The sequence below is a fragment of the Nocardia rhamnosiphila NBRC 108938 genome, assembly GCF_000720425.1.
GTDB lineage: Bacteria > Actinomycetota > Actinomycetes > Mycobacteriales > Mycobacteriaceae > Nocardia > Nocardia rhamnosiphila.
Genome location: NZ_JOAJ01000001.1, coordinates 1,516,757 through 1,541,290 on the forward strand (window position 1 = coordinate 1,516,757; position 24,534 = coordinate 1,541,290).

General features: G+C 70.0%; 25 protein-coding genes. 13 read left to right on the forward strand and 12 right to left on the reverse strand.

The window, feature by feature from the left end; translation table 11 throughout:
• The first annotated feature begins 945 nt into the window (after window positions 1-945).
• The 3 genes from IG75_RS0106910 to IG75_RS0106920 all read left to right on the forward strand — a co-directional run bounded on the left by IG75_RS0106910 (window position 946) and on the right by IG75_RS0106920 (window position 4,181).
• Entirely contained in the window at window positions 946-1,767 is an 822-nt protein-coding gene (locus IG75_RS0106910; RefSeq protein WP_030520319.1) for an alpha/beta fold hydrolase, read from the forward strand.
• Complete coding sequence (locus IG75_RS0106915; RefSeq protein ID WP_245713058.1) at window positions 1,764-3,038, forward strand: SpoIIE family protein phosphatase; 1,275 nt, start codon at window positions 1,764-1,766, stop codon at window positions 3,036-3,038. The genes IG75_RS0106910 and IG75_RS0106915 overlap by 4 nt, the downstream gene beginning before the upstream one ends.
• Before the next feature lie 63 nt (window positions 3,039-3,101).
• Window positions 3,102-4,181 (forward strand): saccharopine dehydrogenase family protein, encoded by a 1,080-nt coding sequence (locus tag IG75_RS0106920; RefSeq protein ID WP_030520321.1) that lies wholly within the window; start codon window positions 3,102-3,104, stop codon window positions 4,179-4,181.
• 55 nt (window positions 4,182-4,236) lie between these two features.
• On the opposite strand, the gene IG75_RS0106925 is transcribed toward IG75_RS0106920, so the two are convergent.
• Window positions 4,237-4,740 carry a thioesterase family protein gene (locus IG75_RS0106925; RefSeq protein ID WP_030520322.1) on the reverse strand — a complete coding sequence of 168 codons (504 nt, stop codon included), beginning with the start codon at window positions 4,738-4,740 and terminating at the stop codon, window positions 4,237-4,239.
• A 158-nt stretch (window positions 4,741-4,898) separates the two neighbouring features.
• On the opposite strand from IG75_RS0106925, the gene IG75_RS0106930 reads away from it, so the two are divergent.
• Both IG75_RS0106930 and IG75_RS0106935 read left to right on the forward strand, forming a co-directional pair.
• Entirely contained in the window at window positions 4,899-5,705 is an 807-nt protein-coding gene (locus IG75_RS0106930; protein WP_030520323.1) for an SDR family NAD(P)-dependent oxidoreductase, read from the forward strand.
• A gap of 9 nt (window positions 5,706-5,714) precedes the next feature.
• Window positions 5,715-6,728, forward strand: a complete 1,014-nt coding sequence (locus IG75_RS0106935) for a YihY/virulence factor BrkB family protein (protein ID WP_162183776.1) — start codon at window positions 5,715-5,717, stop codon at window positions 6,726-6,728.
• Between the two features lie 74 nt (window positions 6,729-6,802).
• Here IG75_RS0106935 and IG75_RS0106940 read toward each other — a convergent pair whose 3' ends face one another.
• Entirely contained in the window at window positions 6,803-7,615 is an 813-nt protein-coding gene (locus IG75_RS0106940; protein WP_245713057.1) for an SAM-dependent methyltransferase, read from the reverse strand.
• A gap of 200 nt (window positions 7,616-7,815) precedes the next feature.
• On the opposite strand from IG75_RS0106940, the gene IG75_RS0106945 reads away from it, so the two are divergent.
• A complete protein-coding gene (locus tag IG75_RS0106945) occupies window positions 7,816-8,499 on the forward strand; it encodes a HEAT repeat domain-containing protein (RefSeq protein ID WP_030520326.1) in 684 nt (227 codons plus the stop codon).
• An 8-nt stretch (window positions 8,500-8,507) separates the two neighbouring features.
• Window positions 8,508-9,506, forward strand: a complete 999-nt coding sequence (locus IG75_RS0106950) for a HEAT repeat domain-containing protein (protein ID WP_246872146.1) — start codon at window positions 8,508-8,510, stop codon at window positions 9,504-9,506.
• A gap of 35 nt (window positions 9,507-9,541) precedes the next feature.
• On the opposite strand, the gene IG75_RS0106955 is transcribed toward IG75_RS0106950, so the two are convergent.
• The 3 genes from IG75_RS0106955 to IG75_RS0106965 all read right to left on the reverse strand — a co-directional run bounded on the left by IG75_RS0106955 (window position 9,542) and on the right by IG75_RS0106965 (window position 12,992).
• On the reverse strand, window positions 9,542-10,801 hold the full coding sequence (locus IG75_RS0106955) for a saccharopine dehydrogenase family protein (protein ID WP_030520328.1): 1,260 nt from the start codon (window positions 10,799-10,801) through the stop codon (window positions 9,542-9,544).
• A gap of 62 nt (window positions 10,802-10,863) precedes the next feature.
• Window positions 10,864-12,195, reverse strand: coding sequence for an ABC transporter permease (locus tag IG75_RS0106960; RefSeq protein ID WP_030520329.1), 1,332 nt, complete (start codon window positions 12,193-12,195; stop codon window positions 10,864-10,866).
• Window positions 12,195-12,992, reverse strand: a complete 798-nt coding sequence (locus IG75_RS0106965) for an ABC transporter ATP-binding protein (RefSeq protein ID WP_030520330.1) — start codon at window positions 12,990-12,992, stop codon at window positions 12,195-12,197. The genes IG75_RS0106960 and IG75_RS0106965 overlap by 1 nt, the downstream gene beginning before the upstream one ends.
• Window positions 12,993-13,150: 158 nt before the next feature.
• On the opposite strand from IG75_RS0106965, the gene IG75_RS0106970 reads away from it, so the two are divergent.
• Entirely contained in the window at window positions 13,151-13,954 is an 804-nt protein-coding gene (locus IG75_RS0106970; protein WP_051714290.1) for a TetR/AcrR family transcriptional regulator, read from the forward strand.
• Window positions 13,955-14,023: 69 nt separating this feature from the next.
• On the forward strand, window positions 14,024-14,326 hold the full coding sequence (locus IG75_RS0106975) for a hypothetical protein (RefSeq protein WP_030520332.1): 303 nt from the start codon (window positions 14,024-14,026) through the stop codon (window positions 14,324-14,326).
• Between the two features lie 78 nt (window positions 14,327-14,404).
• On the opposite strand, the gene IG75_RS0106980 is transcribed toward IG75_RS0106975, so the two are convergent.
• A complete protein-coding gene (locus tag IG75_RS0106980; protein ID WP_030520333.1) occupies window positions 14,405-15,091 on the reverse strand; it encodes a DUF3159 domain-containing protein in 687 nt (228 codons plus the stop codon).
• Between the two features lie 335 nt (window positions 15,092-15,426).
• Here IG75_RS0106980 and mbp1 point away from each other — a divergent pair, with 335 nt between their 5' ends.
• From mbp1 to IG75_RS0107000, 4 genes are all read left to right on the forward strand, one after another.
• Window positions 15,427-15,669, forward strand: a complete 243-nt coding sequence (mbp1, locus tag IG75_RS0106985) for a microaggregate-binding protein 1 (RefSeq protein ID WP_030520334.1) — start codon at window positions 15,427-15,429, stop codon at window positions 15,667-15,669.
• A gap of 205 nt (window positions 15,670-15,874) precedes the next feature.
• Window positions 15,875-16,567 carry a PhzF family phenazine biosynthesis protein gene (locus tag IG75_RS0106990; protein WP_030520335.1) on the forward strand — a complete coding sequence of 231 codons (693 nt, stop codon included), beginning with the start codon at window positions 15,875-15,877 and terminating at the stop codon, window positions 16,565-16,567.
• A gap of 58 nt (window positions 16,568-16,625) precedes the next feature.
• A complete protein-coding gene (locus IG75_RS0106995) occupies window positions 16,626-17,126 on the forward strand; it encodes a metallophosphoesterase family protein (RefSeq protein WP_030520336.1) in 501 nt (166 codons plus the stop codon).
• Between the two features lie 83 nt (window positions 17,127-17,209).
• Window positions 17,210-17,860 (forward strand): hypothetical protein, encoded by a 651-nt coding sequence (locus tag IG75_RS0107000; protein ID WP_030520337.1) that lies wholly within the window; start codon window positions 17,210-17,212, stop codon window positions 17,858-17,860.
• Window positions 17,861-18,028: 168 nt separating this feature from the next.
• On the opposite strand, the gene IG75_RS38970 is transcribed toward IG75_RS0107000, so the two are convergent.
• The 6 genes from IG75_RS38970 to IG75_RS0107035 all read right to left on the reverse strand — a co-directional run bounded on the left by IG75_RS38970 (window position 18,029) and on the right by IG75_RS0107035 (window position 24,510).
• Entirely contained in the window at window positions 18,029-18,187 is a 159-nt protein-coding gene (locus tag IG75_RS38970) for a hypothetical protein (RefSeq protein WP_156058679.1), read from the reverse strand.
• A gap of 172 nt (window positions 18,188-18,359) precedes the next feature.
• Window positions 18,360-19,205 carry a helix-turn-helix domain-containing protein gene (locus IG75_RS0107015; RefSeq protein WP_030520338.1) on the reverse strand — a complete coding sequence of 282 codons (846 nt, stop codon included), beginning with the start codon at window positions 19,203-19,205 and terminating at the stop codon, window positions 18,360-18,362.
• 50 nt (window positions 19,206-19,255) lie between these two features.
• Window positions 19,256-20,578: a cytochrome P450 gene (locus IG75_RS0107020; RefSeq protein WP_030520339.1), complete on the reverse strand. Its 1,323-nt coding sequence runs from the start codon at window positions 20,576-20,578 to the stop codon at window positions 19,256-19,258.
• Between the two features lie 328 nt (window positions 20,579-20,906).
• The gene (locus IG75_RS0107025; RefSeq protein WP_030520340.1) at window positions 20,907-23,000 is read right to left on the reverse strand and encodes a xanthine dehydrogenase family protein molybdopterin-binding subunit; all 2,094 of its coding nucleotides are present in this window, start codon (window positions 22,998-23,000) and stop codon (window positions 20,907-20,909) included.
• On the reverse strand, window positions 22,997-23,995 hold the full coding sequence (locus IG75_RS0107030) for an FAD binding domain-containing protein (RefSeq protein ID WP_030520341.1): 999 nt from the start codon (window positions 23,993-23,995) through the stop codon (window positions 22,997-22,999). Before IG75_RS0107030 ends, IG75_RS0107025 begins: the two co-directional genes overlap by 4 nt.
• Complete coding sequence (locus tag IG75_RS0107035; RefSeq protein WP_030520342.1) at window positions 23,992-24,510, reverse strand: 2Fe-2S iron-sulfur cluster-binding protein; 519 nt, start codon at window positions 24,508-24,510, stop codon at window positions 23,992-23,994. The genes IG75_RS0107030 and IG75_RS0107035 overlap by 4 nt, the downstream gene beginning before the upstream one ends.
• Window positions 24,511-24,534 lie beyond the last annotated feature (24 nt).

The following is a 24,534-nucleotide window of genomic DNA, read 5'->3' on the forward strand; positions in this document are numbered from 1 at the left end:
CCGCCGGTTCCGGAGGGTGCCGGCGGCGGGATCTCGTGCGCCGGCCTTACGGTGTCGGCGGCCGGCACCGGAGCTGTCGGGGAATCGACCGGGTACGGCGCTTGCCGTGGTCCCGTGTCGGCTACGACAGGGGACGACGGCGAAGCGGATCGCGGCGCCCCGGCCGCCGCCGAAGATTCGGCCGTCGAGGATGCGGCCGGTATCGGCCCGGCCACCGGCGCCGGCCGTGCGGCCGCAGGCATTTCGGTACGGATCGTCGGTTTCGCTGGTGATGCCGGGAGGCCCGTGGCGGCAGCCGTACCGGGAGGGGCGGGCCGAACCACCGCGGAGGTGGCTGCCCGTTTACGAGCCCACGGGGTCGAGGCGGGTGCGCGTACGGCAGCGGAGGCACCGGCCGGTCCGCCGGAACCGAGCCGATTCCCCACCGGTACAGCGTGTTCGGGCGATACCGTGACCGCCGTGGAGGCAACGACCGCCTGGCCCGGCGCCGAAGTCGCCTCGGCGGAAGCTATGGCGGCCTTCAGTTCTCCGGTGACGCGGGAGGCCTCGGTGATCAGCGTCTCGAGCGTCGTCACCAGGGCCCGCAGCCCGTCCGTGTCCACTTTCGGAGTCTCGTTCAACGATGTCCCCGCTTGTCGTCACCGCAGCCGGGCCGGACTGTGGGTCAGTTCGGCCGGCATCCACGATATGACGCACACAGACATGCAACCAGTGTGAAACGTCGTGGTCCGCCATGCGATGACGACGACTCACCCGGGATGGGAAGAGTTCGGAGTTCCGACCGATCCCGAAACCGCTGGGCGACGGGAGCGACGCCCGCCGGCGGGCACATCGAGCCGATTACGGCGGGGACGATCGGTCGCCGGCGCGCGGCCGGCGGTACGCAAAGCGAAGTGCGCCGCGGCGACCGTCTGGGCGCGGTCGGTTGGGGGTACTTCTGCGAGGATGAAATGCGTGGTCGATGTACTGAACAGAAATCGTGTGGTCGTGACAGGTCGCGCCGGAGCGCCGGTGGTGGTCCTCGCGCACGGTTTCGGCTGTGATCAGGGCCTGTGGCGGCTGGTGGCGCCCCTGTTGGCGCAGCAGTTCGGGGTCGTCCTGTTCGATCACGTGGGCTCGGGCCGGTCGGATCTGGCGGCCTGGGACCCACAGCGGTACTCGACCATGGCCGGTTACGCCGAGGACATCCGGCAGGTGTGCCGGGCGATCGATCGGGGGCCGGTGGTGCTGGTCGGCCACTCGGTGGCGGCCATGATGGGCGTACTGGCCGCCGCGGCGGAGCCGGAGTTGTTCCGGGGCCTGGTGCTGCTGGCCCCGAGTCCCTGCTTCATCGACGACCCCGCGAGCGGGTACCGGGGCGGCTTCAGCGCCGAAGATATCGACGAGTTGCTCGAATCGCTCGATGCCAACTACCTGGGCTGGTCGGGAGCCATGGCCCCGGTGATCATGGGCAATCCGGAGCGGCCGGAGCTCGCGCAGGAACTGGAGACGACGTTCTGCCGCACCGATCCGGAGATCGCCCGGGCCTTCGCGCGGGTGACGTTCCTGTCCGACAACCGCGACGATCTCGCGGCCGTGCGGGTACCGACGCTGGTGGCGCAGTGCTCGAACGACGCGATCGCCCCGCCGGAGGTCGGCGCATTCGTCCATTCCCGGATTCCCGGCAGCCGGTTGGTGACCCTCACCGCGACCGGCCACTGTCCACAACTGGCGGCTCCCGAGGAGACCGCCGCCGTGATCACCGGCTTCGTGCGCGACCTATCATGATGATGTGCCGCGCGGGCGGCCCGGGACCGGAACGCGCCGGGTTCGAACCGGATGACCCGGACCAACGCGCGGAGTTCACCGCCCTGTTGGAGGACGACGTCGAAGACCTGTACGAGAACGCCCCCTGCGGCTATCTGTCCACCTTGCTCGACGGGCGGATCGCCAAGATCAACACGACGCTGCTGGACTGGCTCGGTTACCGGCGCGAAGACCTGGTGGGGCGACGTCACTTCAACGATCTGCTGACCGTCGGGGGCCGGCTCTACCACGAAACCCATTTCGCGCCGCTGCTGCGGATGCAGGGCCATCTCAGCGGTATCGCACTCGAACTCCGGGCAGCCGACGGCTCGCGGCTACCCGTCCTGGTGACCTCCACGGTGAAAACCGGAGCCGACGGGGAGCCGCTGCTGATCCGGACCACGGTGTTCGACGCCCGCGAGCGCCGCGCCTACGAAACCGAACTGCTGCGCGCACGCCGCGAGGTCGAACGCGACCGCGAACGCCTGCAACGGTTGAACGCGACCCTGCAGCGCACCCTGCTGCCCGCGGCACTCGAGCCGGTTCCGGGGGCCGATGTCGCCGCGCACTACCACGCCGCCTCCCCCGACGAGGTCGGCGGCGATTTCTACGACCTCTTCCCCATCTCCCCGGGGACCTGGGGTTTCTTTCTCGGTGACGTCTGCGGCAAAGGCGCCGTCGCCGCCACGATCACCTCGCTCGCCCGGTACACGCTGCGCGCCGCCGCGGTCTACGACTCGAATCCGACCGCGGTCCTGCGGCATCTGAACACCACCATGGTGCGCGACCACCGCCGCGGCCATCCCCGCTTCTGTACCGTCATCTACGGTCGGCTCACCCTGACCGACGATGCCGGCGGTCCCCGCGCCACCGTCACCCTCGCCTCCGGCGGACATCCCCCGGCCCTGTTGCTGCGCGCCGACGGTACGGCCGATTACCTGCACACCCCCGGCGGGCAACTGGTCGGGGTGTTCCCGGACGCGGCGGTCTCCACCGTGACCTTCACTCTGGGGGCCGGCGCCACGTTGCTGCTCTACACCGACGGACTCACCGAGGCGCGGACCGCCGAGGGCTTCTACGGGGAGTCGGCGTTGCTCGACTTCGCTCGCGATCTCGCTCCCGCGTCCGCCACCGGAACCGTCTCCGCGGCCACCGCGCTGCTCGATTCGTTCGGTACCGGTGTCACCGACGACACCGCGCTCCTGGCCCTGCACCTGCCCGGGCCGGAACATCTCCGCGACCGGCTCGAGTGAACGTGCGGACGCACCGCGACGTCATGTCCTGCCCCACCGAGCACAGATAGGGAAGTACCAGTGATGCCGAAGATCGTTCTGTTCGGAGCCACCGGTTACACCGGACGGCTGATCGCCGAGATCCTGGTCGGCCGGGGCGCCGCACCCGTGCTGGCCGCGCGCAATGCGACCGCCCTGGAGAAATTGGCCGCGGACGTCGGCGGCGCCGACACCGCGGTGGCCGATGTGACCGATCCGGATTCGGTCCGGGCCCTGCTGGGGCCCGGCGATGTGCTGATCAGCACCGTGGGGCCGTTCCTCCGCTACGGCCGCCCCGCGCTGGCCGCGGCCGTCGAGGCCGGGGCGCACTATTTCGACTCCACCGGCGAGGGCCCGTTCATCCGCACCGTCTTCGAGCACGACGACACGGCCCGCCGGGCGGGCGTCGGCCTGCTCACCGCGTTCGGGTACGACTACGTGCCCGGGAATCTGGCCGCCGGTCTCGCGCTGGCCGAAGCGCCGGAGGCGGTTCGCGCGAATATCGGCTACTTCATCACCGACCCCGGCACCAGTGGCGGTACGCGCGCGTCGATGGCGGGCATGCTGTTCGAAGAGGGTTTCGCCCTGCGCGGCGGCCGGGTCGTGCCCGAGCGTACGGCCGCGCGGGTCCGCAGTTTCGACGTCGCCGGCCGAGAGCTCACCGGAGCGTCGGTGCCCGGTTCGGAACATTTCGCGCTCAGCCGTTCCTATCCGCACCTGCGTGACGCCGACGTGTACCTCGGTATGCCCGGCGGGGCGGCGCACGGTCTGCGGGTCGCGTCGCTGCTCACCGGCTCACTCGCCCGGGTCACCCCGGTGAAACGACTGGCCGAGAACGCCTTGACCCGGATCGTCAAGGGCTCGACCGGTGGCCCGGCGGCCACCGCGCGGGCCCGGACCCGGACGTGGGCGGTGGCCGAGGTGACCGACGAATCCGGTACGGTCCTCGCCTCGGTGACCCTGGCCGGCGGTGACCCCTACGACTTCACCGCGGCGATCCTCGCCTGGGGTGCGCAGACCGCGCTCGACGGCGGTTTGCGCGGCGCCGGCGCGCTGGGCCCGGTCGAAGCGTTCGGTCTCGAGCCGCTCACCGCGGGTGCGGCCGGCGCCGGACTGACCCGGTAGCCCGCGCACGGTACTCCGGCCGTCCGGGTTCCCGCTGCGGGGTCGGCTCGTGCCCTTATCGCCGGATCCCGATGGCGCCGCAGAGCGGGGCCTGCCAGGGCAGCGCCCGTGAGCGTGCGATGTGCTCGTCCAGCGAGTCGGCGATATCGGCGGGCAACTCGACCGCGCGCCGGTGCCGCAGATCCACGTGGACCAGCAGGATCTCCAGCGTGTTGGCGATCCGGCCGCGACCGGTGTCGACGAGGAAGGTCATCATGTGCACGGCCTTCGCGCCGCGGTCGAGGATCCGGCCGGCGACCGCGAATCGATCACCTTCGCGTAGTTCGCTGGTATAGGACAGGTGGTGCCGGGCCGTGAACAGGCCCATCTTCCGCTCGGCGCGGTAGGTGTCGTCGATGCCGACCGCGCGGACGAGCGCGTCGGCCCCCTCAGTGCCCCATCTCAGGTACTGCACGACATTCATATGGTCGCCGCCGTCCAATGTCTCGGCGGTGACCGTGCCCGTCACTGTCCCGGGCAGCGCGGTCAGCTGATCCGGGGTGGGGAGTCCATCGCTCATACGCGTGATTCTCGAGGGCGCCGGCCCGGTTCCGGAGCCGAGCGTCCACTCAGCGGAATCCCGCGGCCCGCCGTCGGCTCGGGCCCCCATCCTCGGGAGTCGGGCGGCGCGCCGATCGCGCCGCCCGCCGAGCCACGACTTCCGACAGGAGCCCTCCCATGACCGATCTCCAGCGATACAGCGGCCGCCGCGTCCTCGTCACCGGCGGCGGATCCGGTATCGGTCAGGCCACCACGCTGCGCATACTGCGGGAAGGCGGCCGGGTGGTCGCCGCGGACATCAGCGCGGCCGGGCTCCAGGACACGCTGGACAAAGCCGGCGCCGATCGGGCGCGGCTGAGCACGTCGATCATGGATATCGCGGATGAGGAGTCGGTCCGCGCCGGAGTGGCGGAAGCCCTGCGCCGGCTCGGCGGACTCGACACCCTGGTCAATGCGGCCGGTGTCCTACGGTCGGCGCATTTCGAACAGACCTCGGTCGCGGAGTTCGAGCAGGTGCTGCGGATCAATCTGGTCGGCACCTTCGTGGTCACCCGCGAGTCCCTCGCCGCGCTGCGTGCCGGGAACGCCTCGGCGGTCGTGAATTTCAGCTCCACCTCCGCGGCGTTCGCCCACCCCTATATGTCCGCCTACGCCGCGTCGAAGGGCGGTATCCAGGCGATGACCCATGCGCTGGCAATGGAATTCGGCCGGCAGGGCATCCGGTTCAATGCCGTCCAGCCGGGCTCGGTCTCGTCCGGGATGACCGACGGCAGTGGCGCGTCCGGCCAGAGCCTCGGTCCCGGCCTGCCCGTCGATGCCGATATCGCGCTGTTCGCCAAGGCCGCGCCGGCATTGCCGCTGCCGGCGGGCGCGCCGTTCGCCGGACCCGACGCGGTGGCCGCGGTGGTGGCGATGCTCGGCTCCCCGGATGCGTATTTCGTCACCGGGACCGAGGTGCGCGTCGACGGAGGCTCGCACATGTGAGTCACCCAGGTGGTCGCGTTTGCGCAGCGCACAGCGCGGGTAGCCGAGAGAACCGGAGGTGTTGCCGGGAATGGATCGGCGTTATCGCGGGGTGAGCGTTCGGCTGCTGCGGCGCGGCGAGGTACGAATCCTGGTGCGACACTGCGGGCGGCGTGGTCGGATGAGCTGTCCGACTGGGCGGCGGCCCTCACGTACTACAGCATGCTGTCACTGTTTCCGGCCCTGCTGCTCACCGTCGCCGCGCTCGGCCTGGCCGGCCCCGAGCCGACCGGTGTGCTCGCGGGGGCGGCGAGCCACGTCGGCCCGCAGGGCAGCCGGACCCTGCTCGCCGATTCGGTGCGCCACCTCGAACAGGTCCGGGCCTGGTCGGCGCCGATCGCGATCGTGGGGCTGGTGTCGGGGTTGTGGACAGCGTCGAGCTATATCGGCGCGTTCATCCGGGCCGCCAATGCCCTGTACTCCGTGGCGGAGAGCCGGTCCCGGCCCAGGACGGTACTCCTGCAACTATCGCTCAGCGTGGTCCTGATCGCGATGATGGTGTTCACCGGCCTGGGTTTCGTGATCACCAACGGCATGGCGGGACGATTCGGCGGTGATCTCGCCGACCTGCCGTTCGTGCACGGGATCTGGGCGATCCTCCGGTGGGTCGTGCTCGCCCTGGTGGTGAGTTTCGCACTGTCACTGCTGTATTGGGTGGCGCCCAATGTGACCGGGCAACCATTCCACTGGCTCACCGCGGGGAGCGCGCTGGCAGTCGCGGTATGGCTGGCCGGGTCCGCCGGACTGTCGTTCTATGCCGCCCATTTCGACTCTTTCGACAAGGTCTACGGTTCGCTGGCGGCGGCGGTCGTCTTCCTCGTCTGGCTGTGGGTCACGAATTTCGCGGTACTGCTCGGGGCAGTGGTCGATGCGCAACGGGCCCGCCGTCCCGCGCCGCCCGACGTGGAGCGCAGCGGCGACGACCGCGGGCACCCGCCTGTCCCGGCCGTCACCGAATCGGGTCACGGTGCGGTCGCCCGGTGAAGTCGCGCATCGTGGCGGCCGGAACCGCTACCGGTGCCGGCCACAACCGCCTGCGCCGCCGGGCGACGGGGCTGTCAGACCTTCCGGCCCACGGCGCCGTAGAGCGACACCTTCTTGTCATGGCTCTGCGGATGCTCGATACCCGAGTTACGCCACCGATGGATCACCTCGACACCCGGATCCACCAGTTCCAGCTGATCGAAGAACCGGGCCACCTCCGCGCGGGTACGCGGCCGCACCGGAATCCCGCGATCCACATAGACCTGCAACAGCCGGGCCATGCCGTCGGGGTCGTCGGGGCCCTCGTCGAACTCCGTCGTGACATGTGACATCGCCAGATACGAACCCGGCGCCAGCGCCGCCATCAGGGTGTTCACGATCTCGTAGACATCACCGGGTACGAAATGCAGCAGGGCCATGAGCGAGACCGCCACCGGCTGCGACAGATCCAGCGTCGCGCGCAGTTCCGGCGCGGCGAGGATGGCCTCCGGATCCCCCGCGTCCGCCTGGATGTAGGCGGTGCGACCCTTTTCGGAGCTCACCAGCAGCGCCCGCGCGTGCGCGAGAACGATCGGGTCGTTGTCGACGTAGACCACCCGCGAATCCGGTGCCAGACCCTGCGCGACCTGGTGCAGGTTGGGTTCGGTCGGGATACCGGTACCGATATCGAGGAATTGGCGGATCCCCTGCTCGCTCAGATAGCGGGTGGCGTGGCGCATGAATTCGCGATTGGTGCGCGCGGTCAGCCGGACCGCCGGAAAATTGCGCAGTGCCTGTTCGGCAGCGGCCCGGTCGGCATCGTAGGAATCCTTGCCGCCCAGAAAGTAGTCGTACATGCGCGCGGGGTGCGCGACATCGGTACGCAGGTCGATAGAGCCGTCGGACACGGCGGATGCTCCTTGTGACGTGGTGAGATCGGTACCCCGCAGGTATACCCCATCCGGGCAAGTCGCCCAACACATTCCGGCATACCGATTCGGTGCCGCAACAGAGGTGGGGCGGGGCCACCGACGACTCCCGCGCGAGGCGACCGGACCTGCCGTATTTGACCCTGACACTGTGACAGGGTCTTGACTGAGCGCAGGAGGTGGTCCCCATCGACCCGATATTCGATTCACCCGATACGCGCCTGCTCGAGGCGTTGTGCGCCCCGAACTCCTCGACCCGGCTCCAGGCGGCGCTGGCCGCCGGCACCGACCCCGGCCCCGGCCTGGTCGGCGCGCTCGTCGCTCGGTGCGCTGTCGAACCCGACTTCTACGTCCGCGACATGCTCACCTGGGCACTGACCCGCCATCCGGCCGAGATCACCGTACCGGTGCTGCGCGCGGAACTGCGTTCCGCGGACGCGCAGGCCCGCAGTCAGGCGCTGCACACCCTGTCCAAGATCGGTGACGGATCCGTCTGGCCGGCGATCACCCGATCGCTGCTGCACGACGCCGACGACGAGGTCGCCCGCAGCGCCTGGCGCGCGGCCGTGGTCCTCGTGCCGGCCGATGCGCAGGTGGCGCTGGCCGCGGAACTGGCAACACAACTCGGGCGCGGCGACCGGACGGTCCAGCTGAGTCTCAGCCGGGCACTGGTGGCCCTCGGCGACCACGCCGAGCCGGCCGTGCAGGCGAGGCTGGCCGACCCGGATCCGGTGGTGCGCGCGCATGCCCGCGCCACCGAACGGCTGCTGCGCGACCCGGACGCCGGTTTCGATCCGGATGTCGCCGAGGCGAAACGAATCGTCGCGCTCGGTCCGGAACGCACCGGGCCGGCCGCGTGCTGATCGGTGAGGTGGCGCGCCGTTCGGGGGTGAGCGCCCGGATGCTGCGCCACTACGACTCCCTCGGACTGGTGCGGCCGACCGGCCGCACCGTCGGCGGTTACCGCGAATACGCCCCCGCGGACATCCGGCGCATCTTCCACGTGGAAAGCCTGCGCTCGCTGGGGCTCTCGTTGCGGGAGGTCGGGCGGGCCCTGCAGGATCCCGCCTTCACCCCCGCGGAGCTGGTCGGCGCGCTCATCCGGCGGACCGAGGCGCGGGTGCGGCGGGAGCAGGAGCTCCTCGACCGGCTCCGGACCGTCGATGCCTCGACGCCGGCGGGCTGGCCGGATGTCCTGCGCATTGTCGAACTCCTGCACGGGCTCGAGTCGCCCAGTGCCGCGCGCCGGCAGCAGACCGTCCTGGCGTCGGCCGAGGAGGTGCCGGTATCCACCGAACTGCTGGCCGGGGCGGTCCTCACCGAATCCGATCCGAATGTCGCCGGTGCCCTGCGCTGGGCGCTCGCCCGCGCGGGTGGGGACGGCCTGGCCGGCGTCGTGGCCGGCCTGCGCGCCGCGGATCCCGCGATCCGGCGGCGCGCGGTACTCGCGATCGCCGAGATACCCGGCGACGACGCGAGCGCGGCGCTCACCAGCGCACTCACCGATCCGGATGCGGCGGTGCGCCGGCCCGCCGCCCTGGCCGCCGGGGCGCGTGGCGAGCCGGCGGCCGTCCCGGTACTCGTCGATATGGTGGTGGAGGGCATCAACGATGTGGACGCCGCCGAGGTCCTGGGGGCACTGGCGCTGGACGCCGCACTCGCGGATCGGATCATGAACGCCATGAATGGGGAACTCGCCGCGCATGCCACCGAGCCGGCGGTGCGGATACGCCTCACCCAGGCCCTCGCCGAGATGCCGGCACACCTGGCACTGGGCGTGCTGCGGGAGCTGGCCGGCGACCCCGATCATGCCGTGGCACTCGTCGCGTCGGCGCTGGCCGGTGTGCTCGAAGAGCGCCCTGCCGACTGATTTCTTTCGGTGCGCGGTGTCCCGGCCGCGTTCGCTCAGGCTGCGCGACCGGCCGTCACCTCGATGCTCATTCCGGCCGCACGCAGCCGCTCGGTGAGCGCATCCCCCATCGCAGTGGCAGGTGTGAGTACTCCGGCGCGCTCGGGTGAGCGTGCCCTGTCGAAGGCCAGGCACAGGCCGCTCTCGGCAAGCATCACCGCGGTCGCCTGATACCCGGGATCCCCCTGCCCGGCGAAGGTGGCCATATACGTCGCACCTGTCGAAGTGCGGGTGTGGGTCGCCGTGCGGAACCATCCGGCGGCGCGGGCTGCCTCGTCCGGTCCGGTGCCCGGTGCGGGCAGCACCCGGTCGAGCAGCCGGCGCCCGAACCGCGAACGGGACAGCACCGCCACCGCGCCCATTCCCGCCACCACACTGCCCGCGGTGGCGGCAGCGATGAGCGGCGCGGCGGGTGCGGCGCCCGCGTTCAGCACCTCCCGGTAGCGGAAGTCCGGCCCGTAGGCCCACCCGAGCAGACCGTTGCTGCGGCGGACGATCTTCGTATTGTGTGGCGCCATGACGAAGGTGCCTATCCAGCCGTCCAGATCCGGGGCGATACGCTTCGCGCGTCCGAGTGCGTGGTCGGACGGCCCGCCGCGACGGGGTTCGCGCGATCGGTCCGGGCTCAGCGAATACGGATCCGTGATCGCCACGCGCGCGGCGGGTTCCGCGGCGATCGTTTCCCACATCGCCCGCGCGGAATCGACCGTCCCGCCACTGATACCGCCTTTCATCGTCGCGATCAGGGTCGTCTCCCCCAAGGCACCGGCGTTGTCCGCGACGACGGCCTGGTGCAGCTGATACACGCTCAGATCGGACGGAATCGAATCGAATCCGCACGAGTTCACGATCTTGGCTCCCGTGGCGACCGCTCGATCGTGGTACCGGTCGATCGCGGTGCGGGTGAATATCGATTCTCCCGTGAGGTCGGCGTAGTGGGTGCCGTGCCGCGCACAGGCCGCCAGCAACGGCAGCCCGTAACGCTGATACGGACCGACGGTGGTGATCACGACAGCCGTCCGGCCGGCGAGCGCGCTCAGCGCATCGGGGTCGCCCGCGTCGGCCGCGACGAGTTCCCATTCCGCCGCGGCCGGGCCCAGCCCGGTGCGCAGCGCGCTCAACTTCGCCGCCGAACGCCCGGCGAGCGCGATCCGCGCGCCTACGGGCGCCGCCTCAGCCAGATATCGCGCTGTCGTTTGTCCGACGAAACCTGTCGCGCCGAACAGGACGAGATCGAACTCGCGATTCTCGGTCATGGTGAACCTGCTTTCGATATCGACCGGGAGGAGGCCCCGGTAGCGGCCGCGGGAACGCGGGATCATGGAGTGGTGAGGGCGGCGAGCGGCCGCAATCGGGTGGCCCGGAAACCGGTCGAGACGGTGGCGGCGAACGCGATGGAGAAGCCGCCCGCGATGATCGCCGGGAACATCCACCACGGGCCGCCCGGGACCGGCGATCCGGTTCTGACGATGCTGTAGGGAACCACGGTGGCCGCCGCCGCGATCGTGCCGAGAACCATCGAGACGAGGGTCGTCGCGGTACTTTCGGCCACGACCATGCCCAGCACCTGACGCCGCGTCACGGCGGTCAGGCGGAGCAGGCCGAACTCTCTGCGCCGTTTCCAGGTGGCCGCGACCAGCGAGTTGCCCACAGTGAGCGAGCAGAAGGCGATGATCATCGCCACCACCATGTAGTTCGCCGCCGCGAATTGCGGACCGATATCGCCGGGCGCGCGGCCGACGATACTGTCCTCGGTGCTCTGCATGTACAGCGTGCCGGTGGCGATTCCGATGAGCAGAGTCAGCGCGCCGACGACCGTCCCCGCGTCGGCGGCGCGAGCGGCCAGATTACGCAGGGCCAAGCGGGTGGCGTTGCCGCGACACCGGGTCGCCAACGGTCCGAGCGCGGCAATGCCCCAAGGGCTCAGCAGTGCCAGGCCGATCGCGACACCGATACACGCGGGCCCGGCCCCGGCAGCCAGCAACGGCCCGTCGGTCATGAACAGAGTGCCGATTCCACAGCCGCATCCGATCAGCAGGAACACGACGCCCACCACCGCTTTCGCGCGGGAGCGCGGCACGCCCTCCGCGCCCGCGGCGCCGGTGAGCGCCAGAACCGGCGCGACCGTCGCGGCGCGGCGACCCGCCGGCAACGCCGCGACGGCGGCCGAGAGCAGTGAAACTCCCGCCCCCACCGCGAGGGCCGGTCCGTGCACGACGAACCGGGCCGTTTCGGTGACCACGCCGAGCGCGACCATGCGTGCGAGAAGGAATGCGCCGAGCCCGATCCCCGGTAGCACGCCGGCCAGCACCGCGGGCAATGCGACGGCGCCCGTTTCCACCACCACCATCACCCGCACCTGCCGGGGAACCGCGCCGATCGATCGGATGAGGGCCAGCTCCCGGGCGCGCTGCTGGTTCACCAGAGCGACCGTGGAGGCGATCCCGAAGACGACGACCACAACAGTCCAGCCGCCCATGATCGCTGCCAGAACGCACAGCGACTCGCCACCGCCCGCCGGTATCGCTCGTCCGGAATCGAGGAGGGCGGCGAAGGCGGTCAACAGCGCGGTTCCGGCCGCGATCACCGCCGCCGAGGCCGAATACGCCGATACACGCGCTCGTACTGTGCGCAGCGCGAACCGCCACATCACCGGCGGCCACCGTGTACCGCGGGGCGCTCGCCCAGTCGCGCCATCCGTGCCGCCACGGCTTCCGCGCCAGGGCGGTGCATCCTGTCCACGATCCGGCCGTCCGCGAAGAACACCACGGCGTCGGCCGCTGCCGCCGCGACCGGATCGTGGGTCACCATCACAATGGTGCGCCCCGCGCCGTCTACGGCTTCCCGCAGCAGGCCGAGCACTTCGGCCGCGGCGCGACTGTCCAGCGCGCCGGTCGGCTCGTCGGCGAAGATCACCGCCGGAGCGCTGAGCAGCGCCCGCGCGATCGCCACCCGCTGCTGCTGACCGCCCGACAACTCCGCGGGCCGGGAGCGCGCATATCGTTCGAGTCCCAGCCGGGTGAGTACTTCGCGCAGGGCATCGCCGGAGACGGGGCGGGACGCGAACTCCATGGGCAGCGTGACGTTCTGCGCCACGGTCAGGGTCGGTACCAGGTTGTAGGACTGGAAGACGAAGCCCAGCCGATCACGGCGCAGGCGCGTCAGTGCGGTCTCGTCGAGCGTGGTGAGCTCCGTGCCCTCGACCGAGACCGACCCCGAGGTCGGCCGGTCCAGTCCGGCGGCGCACTGCAGCAACGTGCTCTTTCCCGACCCGGACGGTCCCATGACCGCCGTGAAGGTACGGCGCGGAAAGCCGAAGCTCACCTCGTCGAGCGCGCGGGTCGCGGTGGCGCCCGCGCCGTACACCTTCACCACGCGACGCAGTTCCACGCTGTAGCGGGTCCGCACCGCCTCCGGACTTTTCTCCGGGTACATCGTACGAGTCATAAATACACCGTACCCAAGACATTGCCGATCAGCGCAATCGGTTGCCTTTCGCCATGTTGGACCTAGCATTTCGCTGAATTGTGCTCATTTTTCGACACAACTCAGGTTCGGTGTAGACTTTCGTCAACGACCGAATTTCGTGACGAAAAGAGGCCCTGATGCCGACCTGCCAGATCTGCGGCCGCGAACTCGCGCCCGCGGTGCGCGGCAGACCTCCCAGTTACTGTTCCCGCGCCTGCCGCGCGCGGGCCTACCGCGAGCGCGTCTCGGCGAAACAGGAGCGGGCCGCCGCGCCGGTGCAGCCGGCAGTTCCCGGCCTGTCCGTCGATCGGGTGGTGCGCGCGGCGATCGAGCTGGTCGGCCGCGAGGGCAACGCGGGCCTGTCCATGCGTCATACCGCCGCCGAACTCGGAGTCGGCGTGATGTCGCTTTATCGCTACGTTTCGGGCAAGGAAGAACTGGGGCGGCTGATGATCGACGCGATCTTCGGCGACCATCCGCTCCCGAAACCGGGCCCACCCGGCTGGCGGGCCAAACTGGAACTGTCCGCCCGCCAGGAATGGCGGATCTACCTCGACCATCCCTGGATTCCGCAGCTCTTCGCACTCACCACCCGACCGCCGATCGCCCCGCGACTGATGGCCTACACCGACTGGCGCATCCGCGCGGTCGACGAACTCGGACTCGATTTTCCCACCATGGTCCGGATCGCGATCATGGTCTCGAGCCACGCCCAGAGCTCGGCGTATCCGCTCGCCCGCGAACAGTTCGCGACGAACACCCGCGAGGAATGGCTGGGCGCACGCGACGCGCAGATCCGGCAGGCGCTGGCCGCGGGCACCTTGCCGATGATCGCCCGCTTCGGCGTGGACGCCCTGGAGGCGTCCCGACCGGAGAGCATTTTCGAATTCGGACTGCGGTGCCTCCTCGACGGTGTCGACAAATTGATCGCCGGCAGGTGAAGGTCCGGGCCCGAAACGGATGCCGACCTGCGTAGGTTTCCCTCCGGCCCGGCCGGGCAACCGGGGGCCATGACTACCGAGAACCGCACACCGGACGATCCGTCGGCCGCCGGCAGCGCGCCGCGGCAACCACACACCCAGGTCACGCCCGACGACTTGCGCCGATTACTCGATACGGAGAACGCACAGGCCACGCTGGCATTGGCCGGCGGCACAGTCCGGGTAGAGACAGATCCCGACGTCGCCGCACAGGGGCTTCCCGTCATCACCCGGGCCGCACTCGTCGACCGCATCGGCGCGGACCCCGACGACAACACCCTGACCGTGCAGGCCGCCGAACTCGAGACCGAGATCCGGCTGCTCGGCGCCTGAACACCGCCGCGCGGCCCGCCGGCGTGCGCCGACGGGCCGTCTCTTCCGCCGGCGGCCGTGCGCCGCGGCAATCCGCCACTAATTCCCGAGACGCTTGGTGGTGCGCCGGAACGCCCAGAGCACAACCAGCACGGCCAGCACTGTGAGCGGCGTTCCCATCGCGATCTTGGCGACGGCCAGCCAGGTCGTCGAGTCGGCGAGGTACAACCATTCCTTGACGACGAACCGGGTACCGAACACGGCCGCGGCGGCCAGGGTGGCGATATCGTGGGCACGCAGCACGGCCCGATCCGCACGCCACACGTGCCGGCCGCCGTGCAGCAGGTTCCAGATCACACCGGTCAGCGGCCGCCGGACCAGCACCGACCCGAATGCGACGACGAAACCCGCCAGCGCCACCCAGATGCCGAGGACGAAGAAATCCTTCGCCGACCCGGTCCACGCGACAATCCCCACGGCGACCGCCAACCCCAGCAGACCACCGGCCGCGGACGAGAACCGCTCACCGCGCACCAGCCGGAATACGGTGAGCGCCACGCCGACCGCGACGGAGACCCCGATCGTCGCCGCCAGCGGGAGCACCGCGTCGGCCGCCACGAACACCACGACCGGAACGGTCGAGTACACGAACCCCCACGGCCCGCCCATCTGGTCGAGCAGTGTGGGCCGCGGCTCGACGGCATCGGTCTCGGTGGCCGGTCCGGTCGGCAGGGCCGCCGGCAGCGCCGGGGCGCCACTCGTCCGGTCGCAATGCTGTTCCGTCATGGTCATTCCGTCCTCCCGTATCGGTTTTCGCGCTCGGAACAAGGAAAAACCATGCCGCAACGGCACACTCAACCCCGGCGCCGCAATCCTCGAGTAAGCGCGGCACGCGGCACGCACGGCTCACGCGGTACCCGGCCACCCGCGGGCTCGCGGGTCCGCAGTGGCCTCCGCTTGCGGATCCGGGCGCAGTTCGCGGGCCGCGCCGGTGCGGGCGTCTCCTGCGTTCAGCACGATATTTCCCGCACGAAAACTCCCCGACGATCCGGATTGAACCCGCGGATGCGGGGTACGCGCTGCTTGTCCACCCGAACAAATCGACATCGGAGGTAGATATCGTGGCCGAGAATCGAACTGGCCCCCGGGAAGGACTGGAAGGCGCCGTCGAGGGCGTCAAGGGCAAGGCCAAGGAGGTCGCGGGCACCGTGGCCGGGCACAACGACCTGCGGGACGAAGGCATCGCCCAGCAGGACAAGGCCGAATCGCAACGCGAGGTCGCGCAGAAGGAAGCGGAGGCCGAGAAGGCCCGCTCCGAGGCCGACCTGGAGGAGACGCGCCAGCGTTCGCATCAGGGCCGGTAACGACCCATATGAGGCCGATATACCTTGCGCATCTCCACACGGGGTGCGGGCGGGTATACCGGCCGACGTCGGCCGCCTGGTGACATACCGGGCGGCCGACGGCGTGGGCCCGAGCGGTGAGACATCGCCATGCCTCCGCCGCAGGATACGTGCGCCGGCTCCGGGGCCTCGCGGTTCGGTGCTCGCGTTCGACTAGTCTGGCTCCGTGCGCACGCCAGAGCAAGACAGTACGCAGGTCGAGGTCGTCCGGGTCTTCACCGACACCGCGGGTAGGTGGGGTAATCCCCTCGGTATCGCCCGGGCCGGCGATGTGGAAGGTGCCGACCACCAGGCGCTGGCCGCCCGGCTCGGTTACAGCGAAACGGTCGTGGTCGAGGCGCCGGCCGACCGGATCGCCCGATTGCGCATCTACACTCCCGCCGTCGAACTCCCCTTCGCCGGCCACCCCACGGTCGGGACGGCCTGGTGGCTGGCCGACCAAGGCACGCCGATCGAGACGCTCGAGGTGCCCGCGGGTCCGGTGGCCGTCACCTCGGATGCCGGTCTCACCTGGGTGCGGGCCCGGCCGGAATGGGCGCCCGAATTCGACTTCCACGAATTCGACGACACCGAACTCCTCGGCACCGTGACGCCCGGCGATTTCGACAGCGGCCATCACTACGTCTGGGCCTGGACCGACCGGGCTCGCGGTGCGGTGCGTTCCCGTATGTTCGCACCTGCCATGGGCATTTCCGAGGACGAGGCCACCGGCGCCGCTGCCATCGCCCTCACCGCCCGGCTGGGTCGCGGCCTGACCATCACCCAGGGGCAGGGCTCACAATTGTTCACCAGGCACGATCCGGACGGCTGGGTACATCTGGGCGGCCGTGTGGTCTCCGATCATCCGGTCGTGCTCTAGCCGCTCTCATGTCCCGGGCGGATGCGGCGCGGAAGTGTCCGGGTGCTACACCGGACCCATGCGGTTGCTCATCATGTCCGATACGCATGTACCGAAGCGGGCCCGGGACCTGCCCGCGGTTCTCTGGGACGAGGTGGATACGGCCGATATCGTCGTGCACGCGGGTGACTGGGTCGACCTCGCGCTCCTGGACCGGTTGGAAACACGCAGCAGACGGCTCATCGGCGTGTACGGAAACAACGACGGACCGCAGCTGCGCGCCCGGCTGCCCGAGATCGCCCGGGCGGACCTCGCCGGTCTCCGGCTGGCCGTGGTGCACGAGACCGGGCCCGCGAAAGGCCGGGAACGGCGCTGCGCGGCGGCCTTCCCGGAAACCGATGTGCTGGTCTTCGGCCACAGCCACATTCCCTGGGACAGCGTCACCGATACCGGTCTGCGCCTGCTCAACCCCGGGTCGCCGACCGATCGCCGACGGCAGCCCGAACACACCTATCTGACCGCACGGATCCGGTCCGGGGAATTGCGCGAGGTAACGCTGCACACTGTGCCGCACCAGTGAACCCCGGCCCGCGAACCGGCGAAGCGGTAGGTCCGCATGACCGCCTCGAGTGATCGGTCGGTCCTCGCGAGTATGTTCGCGCCATGTCGATCGACCCGGCGGATCCCGCCCACGGAGTTGCTCTCACCGACCGCGTCCTGGAGCGGGTCCGCCGTGATCCGGGTGCCTCCGCACTCTCCTACGCCGATGTCCCGTGGGTCGTGGGCGAGCCGGCCCCGATGTCACCGGATGTGCTGGCGGGCACCACCTTCCCGTCCGGCCGTCCGCTCTCCCCCGGCCTACGTGCCTGGCTGGCCTTCGACACCGGCCTGCTCCGGCGGTACGGCTGGTTCGACGCCACCGGCTTGCTCGCTCCGCGCCCCCTGCACCGTATCGTCGCCGACGAGATGGGGGCCGGATGGGAAGCCGAATTCCTTCCCTTCGCCGACCGGTTCGGCGAATGCTTTCTGCTACCGGGGGGTTCCGATTCGCGCCGGCTCCTCGCCGTCGGCGCACCCGATTCGACGGGCGAATACCCGGTGCTGGCACTGGATTTCGACGACCTGCCGTTCGTCGGCCTGATGTACCCGGGATTCGACGTCTACCTCGGGCACACGGCCGGGCTGATCGAACGCGAATTCACCGGGTACACCGTGCTCGCCGGCGATCCGGTCTACGGGCGCCGCATGCGCGAACACGCCCGGCTCCGGTTCGCCGGCCGACTCGGTGCGGAATTCCCCTTCGCCCATTCCTGAGCGGCGTTCGTCCCCGTCCCCGAGCACCCACGGACACCCGGACAGGTGGTGGTCACCGGACACGGGCCGGTGCCGGTCCCGCCGGGGACGCCGCGGCCAGGCGCGCGCGGAGAAATTCGGTGATCTGCCGCCGCGCGGCCGCGGCCTGTGGCGCCACACCCGGCAGCGTCACGAACGCGTGCGGCGCCCCGGGATGCTCGGCGACATCTTTTCCCGGTAGGAGGCCAGCTCCGTCGCCGTCATGGCGGGCCAGTCCGGCTCCTTCTGCAGTGCGTGCAGCAGCCGGACACCGCGTGGCAGCCGGTCGATACCGGTTGTGTTCTTCATCCCGTTCCTCCTCGACAGCACCGCCCGCGCCGGCGCCACTGTCGTGCGCCGGCCGGGTGTGTTCGGACCTCGCTGCCAGCATCGCCGGTGCAGCAGGGAGTGTCTTGAAGGAATGTTCCCGCGCCGCCTGCCGAGGACGAGTATCGCCGGCGGACAACTCGTCCGGACGTCTTCAGTGCCGGGAGATGTACGCCGGAGCCACCCATGCCACCGGATCGACCGTGAGCCACGGCGCGGCCGCGAGAGCCGTGGGTGTCAGCCCGGTGAAGGCGGCGGCCTCCCGATACAGGTGGGATTGGTCGGCGTACCCGCCGTCCGCGGATACCAGAGCGGCGCTGTGTCCCCGGGAGAGGCGATGTGCCGCCCGGTCGAATCGAACCAGCTGTGCGGCCTGTTTCGGAGTCGTCCCGAGTTGGGACCGGAACCGCGACCACAACCGCTTACGACTCCACCCCACCTCGGCCGCCAGCCTTTCGACCCGTATCCGCCCGCCGCCGGCCACGATTCGCCGCCAGGCGTGCCCGATTTCCGGGTCGACCGCTCGACCCGTCTCCTGCCGGCGACGGAGCGCAGTCTCCATGAGCGCGAATCTCTCGTCCCAGGAACGGGCGGCGCGCAGTTGCTCTCGAATTCGCGCCACGTCACGACCCCAGAGCTCCTCGAGGGTGAGTACGCGCGCATCCGCCCCCGGCGAGGCGCCCAGGACCGCGTAGCCGACAACCGGCGACAACCGCACCTGGAGAAGATCGACCTCGCGCCCACCTCCCCGAACACCGACGGAGCCGAGCCCGAGCACCCAGCTGCCATCGACCCGCGCACCTCGGGCCTCGTCGACGAATACGACATCCCCGAAATCGAGGAAGACGGTCGCCGCCGGATAGGGAACGACCGGCAGATCCGCCGAATCCGAGACGCGGCCGCGGAAACCCGCCATCGCGACCCCCGCCACCCGCAGCGGCCTGGACGGCACCGCGATATCCATGGCCTCCCCGGCGAAGTGAACCGACTCAACGGGCATACCTCATGGTACGGCCGTCCGGAAATCGGAACGGGCGCAGCGCGCTACGGCTACGCCACGGAGACAGGCCCGCCGGTGTGCCGGCGGCTGCGGGCGCGCGGGCCGGTATGCGCGGGAAGGTGTTCGTAACCGTGCAGGGTGAACAGGGGCCGCCGGGTGGGAGGATCGGTCAGGCGCAGATCGGGAAACGTTTCGAACAGGGCGCGCAATGCGTGCGCCGCTTCCGTCCGGGCCAGTCCGGCGCCCAGGCACACGTGGATACCGCTGCTGAAGGACAGGTGATTCTTCGCGTTGTCCCGGGTGATATCGAAGCGGGCCGGATCGGCGAACACCGCGGGGTCGCGGTTCGCGCCCGCGAGCGACAGCACCACCGTCGAGCCGCTGCGCAACCGGGTACCGCCGATCTCCAGTTCCGTGCGGGTAGTGCGCGCAGTGCTCTGCACCGGCGGATCGATCCGCAGGATCTCCTCCACCGCGTTGGGCCAGAGTTCCGGTTCGGCCCGCAGCCGGTTCAGCTGGTCGGGATGACCCAGCAGCCAGACGATGCCCTTCCCGATCAGGTTGACCGTGGTCTCGAAGCCCGCGGCCATCAGCAGGGTCGCCGAGGCGCACAGTTCATCGGTGGACAGATCACCCGCGGTGACCAGGCTGCTGAGGATATCGTCGCCGGGTTCGGCACGTTGTCTGTCGATGTGGTCCAACAGATACCGGTGTACCCGCTCCGAGGATTCCATCGCACGCTGATGTGTCCGCCAGGAGATACCGAGATCCAGCAAGGGGCTGATGTCGTCGCCCCAGCGCAGGAACATCTCGCGATCGGCGTCCGGAAAGCCGAGCATCTCGGAGATGATGGCGATCGGCACCTGGGCGGCATACCGCGCCACCAGATCGGTGGGCCCGTCGTCGGGCAGTGTCGCGAGCAGCTGCTCGGTGACCGTTTCGATCCGGTCGCGCAACCGGGCGACCGCGCGCGGGGTGAACGCGGCGGCCACGGGCTTGCGCATCCGGGTGTGCTCGGGCTGGTCCAGCACCAGCATCGAGGGCGGATCCACCGGATTCGGCGGCAGCGGCCGGCGCGCCAGCGCGCGCCGCACCGGCCGCGGTGTGCCGAAGACCGTCGGGATGCCGACACCGAAACGATTGTCGCGCAGAATGTCTCGCACCATCTCGTGATCGAAGGTCGTCCACACCGGAAGCGTCCGGCGCAACCCGCCCGGCCCACGCAACTCCTCGATCAGCGCGTACGGGTTCTCGATACCTTCCGCACTGCAGTTCAACCGGGCGAACAGATCACCCTGGCGCAGCCGCATCTTCTTGAACAGGACGATCAATCCGTGGTTGTTGACCCAGCGATACACGTACTGCGGTTTCATCGAGCCCCTCCATCGTCGAACCGTCGCGTCCTTGTGAGACGTTACGGATATCACAGGGCTCGCCGTGCCCGCCGAGCGGTATCTCCTGACCTGCCGGAACGAGACGCACGGCTGCCGTGCCCGCTCGTCGACCGAGTGGTCCGAACCCACCGGTACCGCAGCGCCGGAACGGATTCGGCTGCACGCACGCCGGATGCCCCGGCGAGAGCACTCGGCTGCTACCGGTCGGCCCGACGAATTCGCTGTCGCGAAAGCGATTGCGCGCGGAACCCGAACGCACTGCGCGATGATCCTGGCGGACAACCGTTGCCCGGGTGCGGGCGACCGCTCAGGTCAGCACGGCGTCGGCAGTGATGGGAAGGGTGCGCACGCGCACCCCCGTCGCATGATGAATCGCGTTGCCCACCGCGGCGGCGGCCCCGACGATACCGATCTCCCCCGCGCCCCGGGCTCCCATGGGGTTGGCGTGCTCGTCCACCTCGTCCAGCCAGATCGCGTCGATATCCTGAATATCCGCGTGGGCGCTGATGTGGTAGGACGCGAGATCCTGCGTGACGATATGGCCGAACCGGTGGTCGCGCACGCTCTCCTCGTGCAGCGCGCCCGAAATACCCATTGTCATACCGCCGATCAGCTGCGAACGCAGGGTTCGCGGATTGACGGCCCGGCCGACCGAGAACACCCCCAGCATCCGCGGGATCCGGATCTCGCCGGTGAACCGGTGTACTCGTGCCTCGACGAACTGCGCGCCGAAGGAGTGCAGCGCGAATTTCTCCGCATCGGGATTCTCCGGCGCCTGTGTGGTGGTGTGGACGCCGGCGGCCGGGTCCCGGCCGTGGTCGTGCCGGAACTCCCGGGCGGCGGCGACTATGGCCGAACCCCACGAGGAGATCCCGGTGGAGCCGCCGGCCACACTGGCCTCCGGCAGGTCGGTATCGCCGATCCGCAGGCGGACCCGCTCGGCGTCGATATCGAGCGCATCGGCCGCGATCTGGGTCAGCGCCGTCCAGGTGCCGGTACCGATATCGGCCGCGCCGACATCGACGGTGTAGCGGCCGTCGGCGCCGAATTCGATCCGCGCGCTGTTGCCCGGCATCGCACCCGCCGGATAGGTCGCGGCCGCGACACCGGTACCGACCAGCCAGTCACCGTCGCGGCGGGCACGTGGCGCCGGATCGCGCCCGGCCCAGCCGAAACGGTCGGCACCGGTGCGCAGGCACTCGGTGAGACGCCGGCCGGACCACGGTTTCCCGGTCTCGGGGTCGGTGGCGGGTTCGTTCCGGATCCGCAACTCGATCGGATCGATCCCACAGGCGCTGGCGAGTTCGTCCATCGCGGATTCCGCGGCGTACATACCGGGGCATTCACCGGGCGCGCGCATCCAGAACGGCACCGGCACATCCAGCGCCGCCAGCCGATGGGAGGTCCGGCGGTTGGGGACGGCGTACATCATCCGGGACGCGACCGCCGTCTGCTCGGCGAATTCCTTGACCCGCGCGGTCGTCTCGACCACCTCATGGGTGAGCGCGGTCAGGGTGCCGTCCGGATCCGCGCCCAGTTCGATCCGCTGGACGGTCGGGGTCCGGTAGCCGACGAGGGAGAACATCTGCTGCCGGGTGAGCGCAAGTTTCACCGGCCGCCCGGGAATACGCCGGGCCGCCAGCACTGCGAGCACATTGTGCGCGTGCGGTGCGCCCTTCGATCCGAACCCACCACCGACATGGGGTGAAATGACCCGGAGCTGCCCGGGATCGAGCCCGAACAGCGGAGCCAGTGCCGTGCGGACGGCGTGGACACCCTGGGTCGAATCGTAGAGCGTCACCTGTGCCCGGTCCCCGGACTCGTCCCACACCGCGATGCAGGCGTGCGGTTCAATCGGATTGTTGTGTTCGGTGGGCGTGCGGTAGGTCCGTTCGATACGGACCGCCGCGCCGGCGAGCGCCTCGGCGACGTCCCCCTCCTCGGTGTCGGTCGGGAAGGACGGGTTGACCTGCTCGGGCGCGTACAGCGCGGGATCGTCGGGCCGCAGCTCGGTGTGGTGCGGCTCGGTACGGTAGTCGACCGACACCAGATCAGCGGCTTCCCGGGCGATTTCGGCGCTCTCGGCGACCACCGCACCGATCGGCTGGCCGCGGAAATGCACCCGGTCGTCCTGCAGGACGGTCAGCTCGCCGTCGGAGATGTCCGCGAGTGCCGGGGCGTCGAACACGGTCAGCACCGCGATCACCCCGGGTAGCCGCGCGGCGCGGCCGGCGTCCATGGCGCGGATCGTCCCGCGCGCGACGGTGGCCTGAACCGGATGCAGGTACAGGGGGTCGTCCACGGCATGCTCGAACGCGTAAGGGGCCGTTCCGGTGACTTTCGCGTACCCGTCCAGCCGGGTGAGCGGCGCGCCCATGGACGTAGCCGGAATCGACGTCATCGCTGTGCCTTCCCGGTGAGGTCTCGCAGGGTCGATACGAGCGTGCGGCGGGCCAGTTCGACCTTGAACTCGTTACCTTCCAGCGGGCGGGCCTCGGCGAGTTCGGCCCGGGCCGCTCGCTCGAAGGTCTCCGTGGTGGCCGGGGCGCCGGTCAGTTCGGCTTCGGCCCGGCGGGCGCGCCAGGGACGATGCGCGACACCGCCGAGCGCCACCCGCGCCGAACGGACAGTGCCGCCCTCGGATTCGAAGGCCAGTTCGGCGGCCACGGAAACGAGCGCGAAGGCGTAGGAGGCGCGATCGCGCACCTTGCGATAATCGGCGAACACCGGGCCGGGCGGCGGGGGCAGTTCTATCCCGGTGATGAGCCGGCCGTGGCGCAGCACGGTATCGCGCTCGGGACTGTCGCCGGGTAGGCGATAGAAGTCGGTGACCGCGATACGCTGCACACCCTCCACGTCCTCGACCACCACCCGGGCATCCAGCGCCGCCAGGGCCACCGCCATATCCGAGGGATGGACCGCCACGCACTGATCGGACGCACCCAGCACGGCGTGATAGCGGACGTAGCCACCCAGCGCCGAGCAGCCGCTGCCGGGCTCCCGTTTGTTGCAGGGCGTCGTCACATCCTGGAAGTACACGCACCGGGTGCGTTGCAGCAGATTTCCGCCGGTGGTGGCCAGGTTGCGCAATTGTCCGGAGGCGCCGGACAGTAACGCCCGGGACAGCGCCGGATAGCGCAGCCGGACCAGTGGATGCGCCGCCAGATCGCTGTTGCGCGCGGCCGCGCCCACCCGGAGTCCGCCGTCCGCGGTCTCCTCGATCTCGTCCAACGGCAGTCTGCTGATATCGACGAGTAGCTCGGGAGCGGCGATACCCAGTTTCATATGGTCGACGAGGTTGGTTCCGCCGGCGAGGAAAGCCGCTCCGGGGCGCTCGGCGACCGCGGTCACCGCGTCCCGGGTGCTGTCCGCACGCCGGTACTCGAACGGGATCATCGCGCCGCCTGCCGGATCGCCGCGACAATATTCGGATACGCCGCGCATCGGCACAGGTTGCCGCTCATCCGCTCCCGTATCTCGGCGTCGGACAGTTCGGCTTCCCCGCCGAGATCGTCGGTGACGAAGCTCGGGTTGCCGGCCTTCACCTCCTCGAGCATCCCTACCGCGGAGCAGATCTGACCCGGCGTGCAATAGCCGCACTGGAACCCGTCCTGATCGAGAAATGCCTGTTGGACGGGGTGCAGACGGTCGCCGTCGGCCAGTCCGGCGGCGGTGACGATCCGCGCGCCGTCGTGGGCGGCGGCGAAGGTGAGACAGGTGGTGGCGCGGCGACCGTCGAGCAGCACCGTGCAGGACCCGCACTGGCCGTGGTCACACCCTTTCTTCGGTGCGGTGACGCCGAGCCGTTCGCGTAGCGCGTCGAGCAGCGTCATGCGGTTGTCCACGCGCAGCGTCCGCTGCCGTCCGTCCACTTCGAGGGCTATTTCGCTGTGCTTGCCGGCAGCGTCCATGCGCGGCGGTTAACCACCGTATTA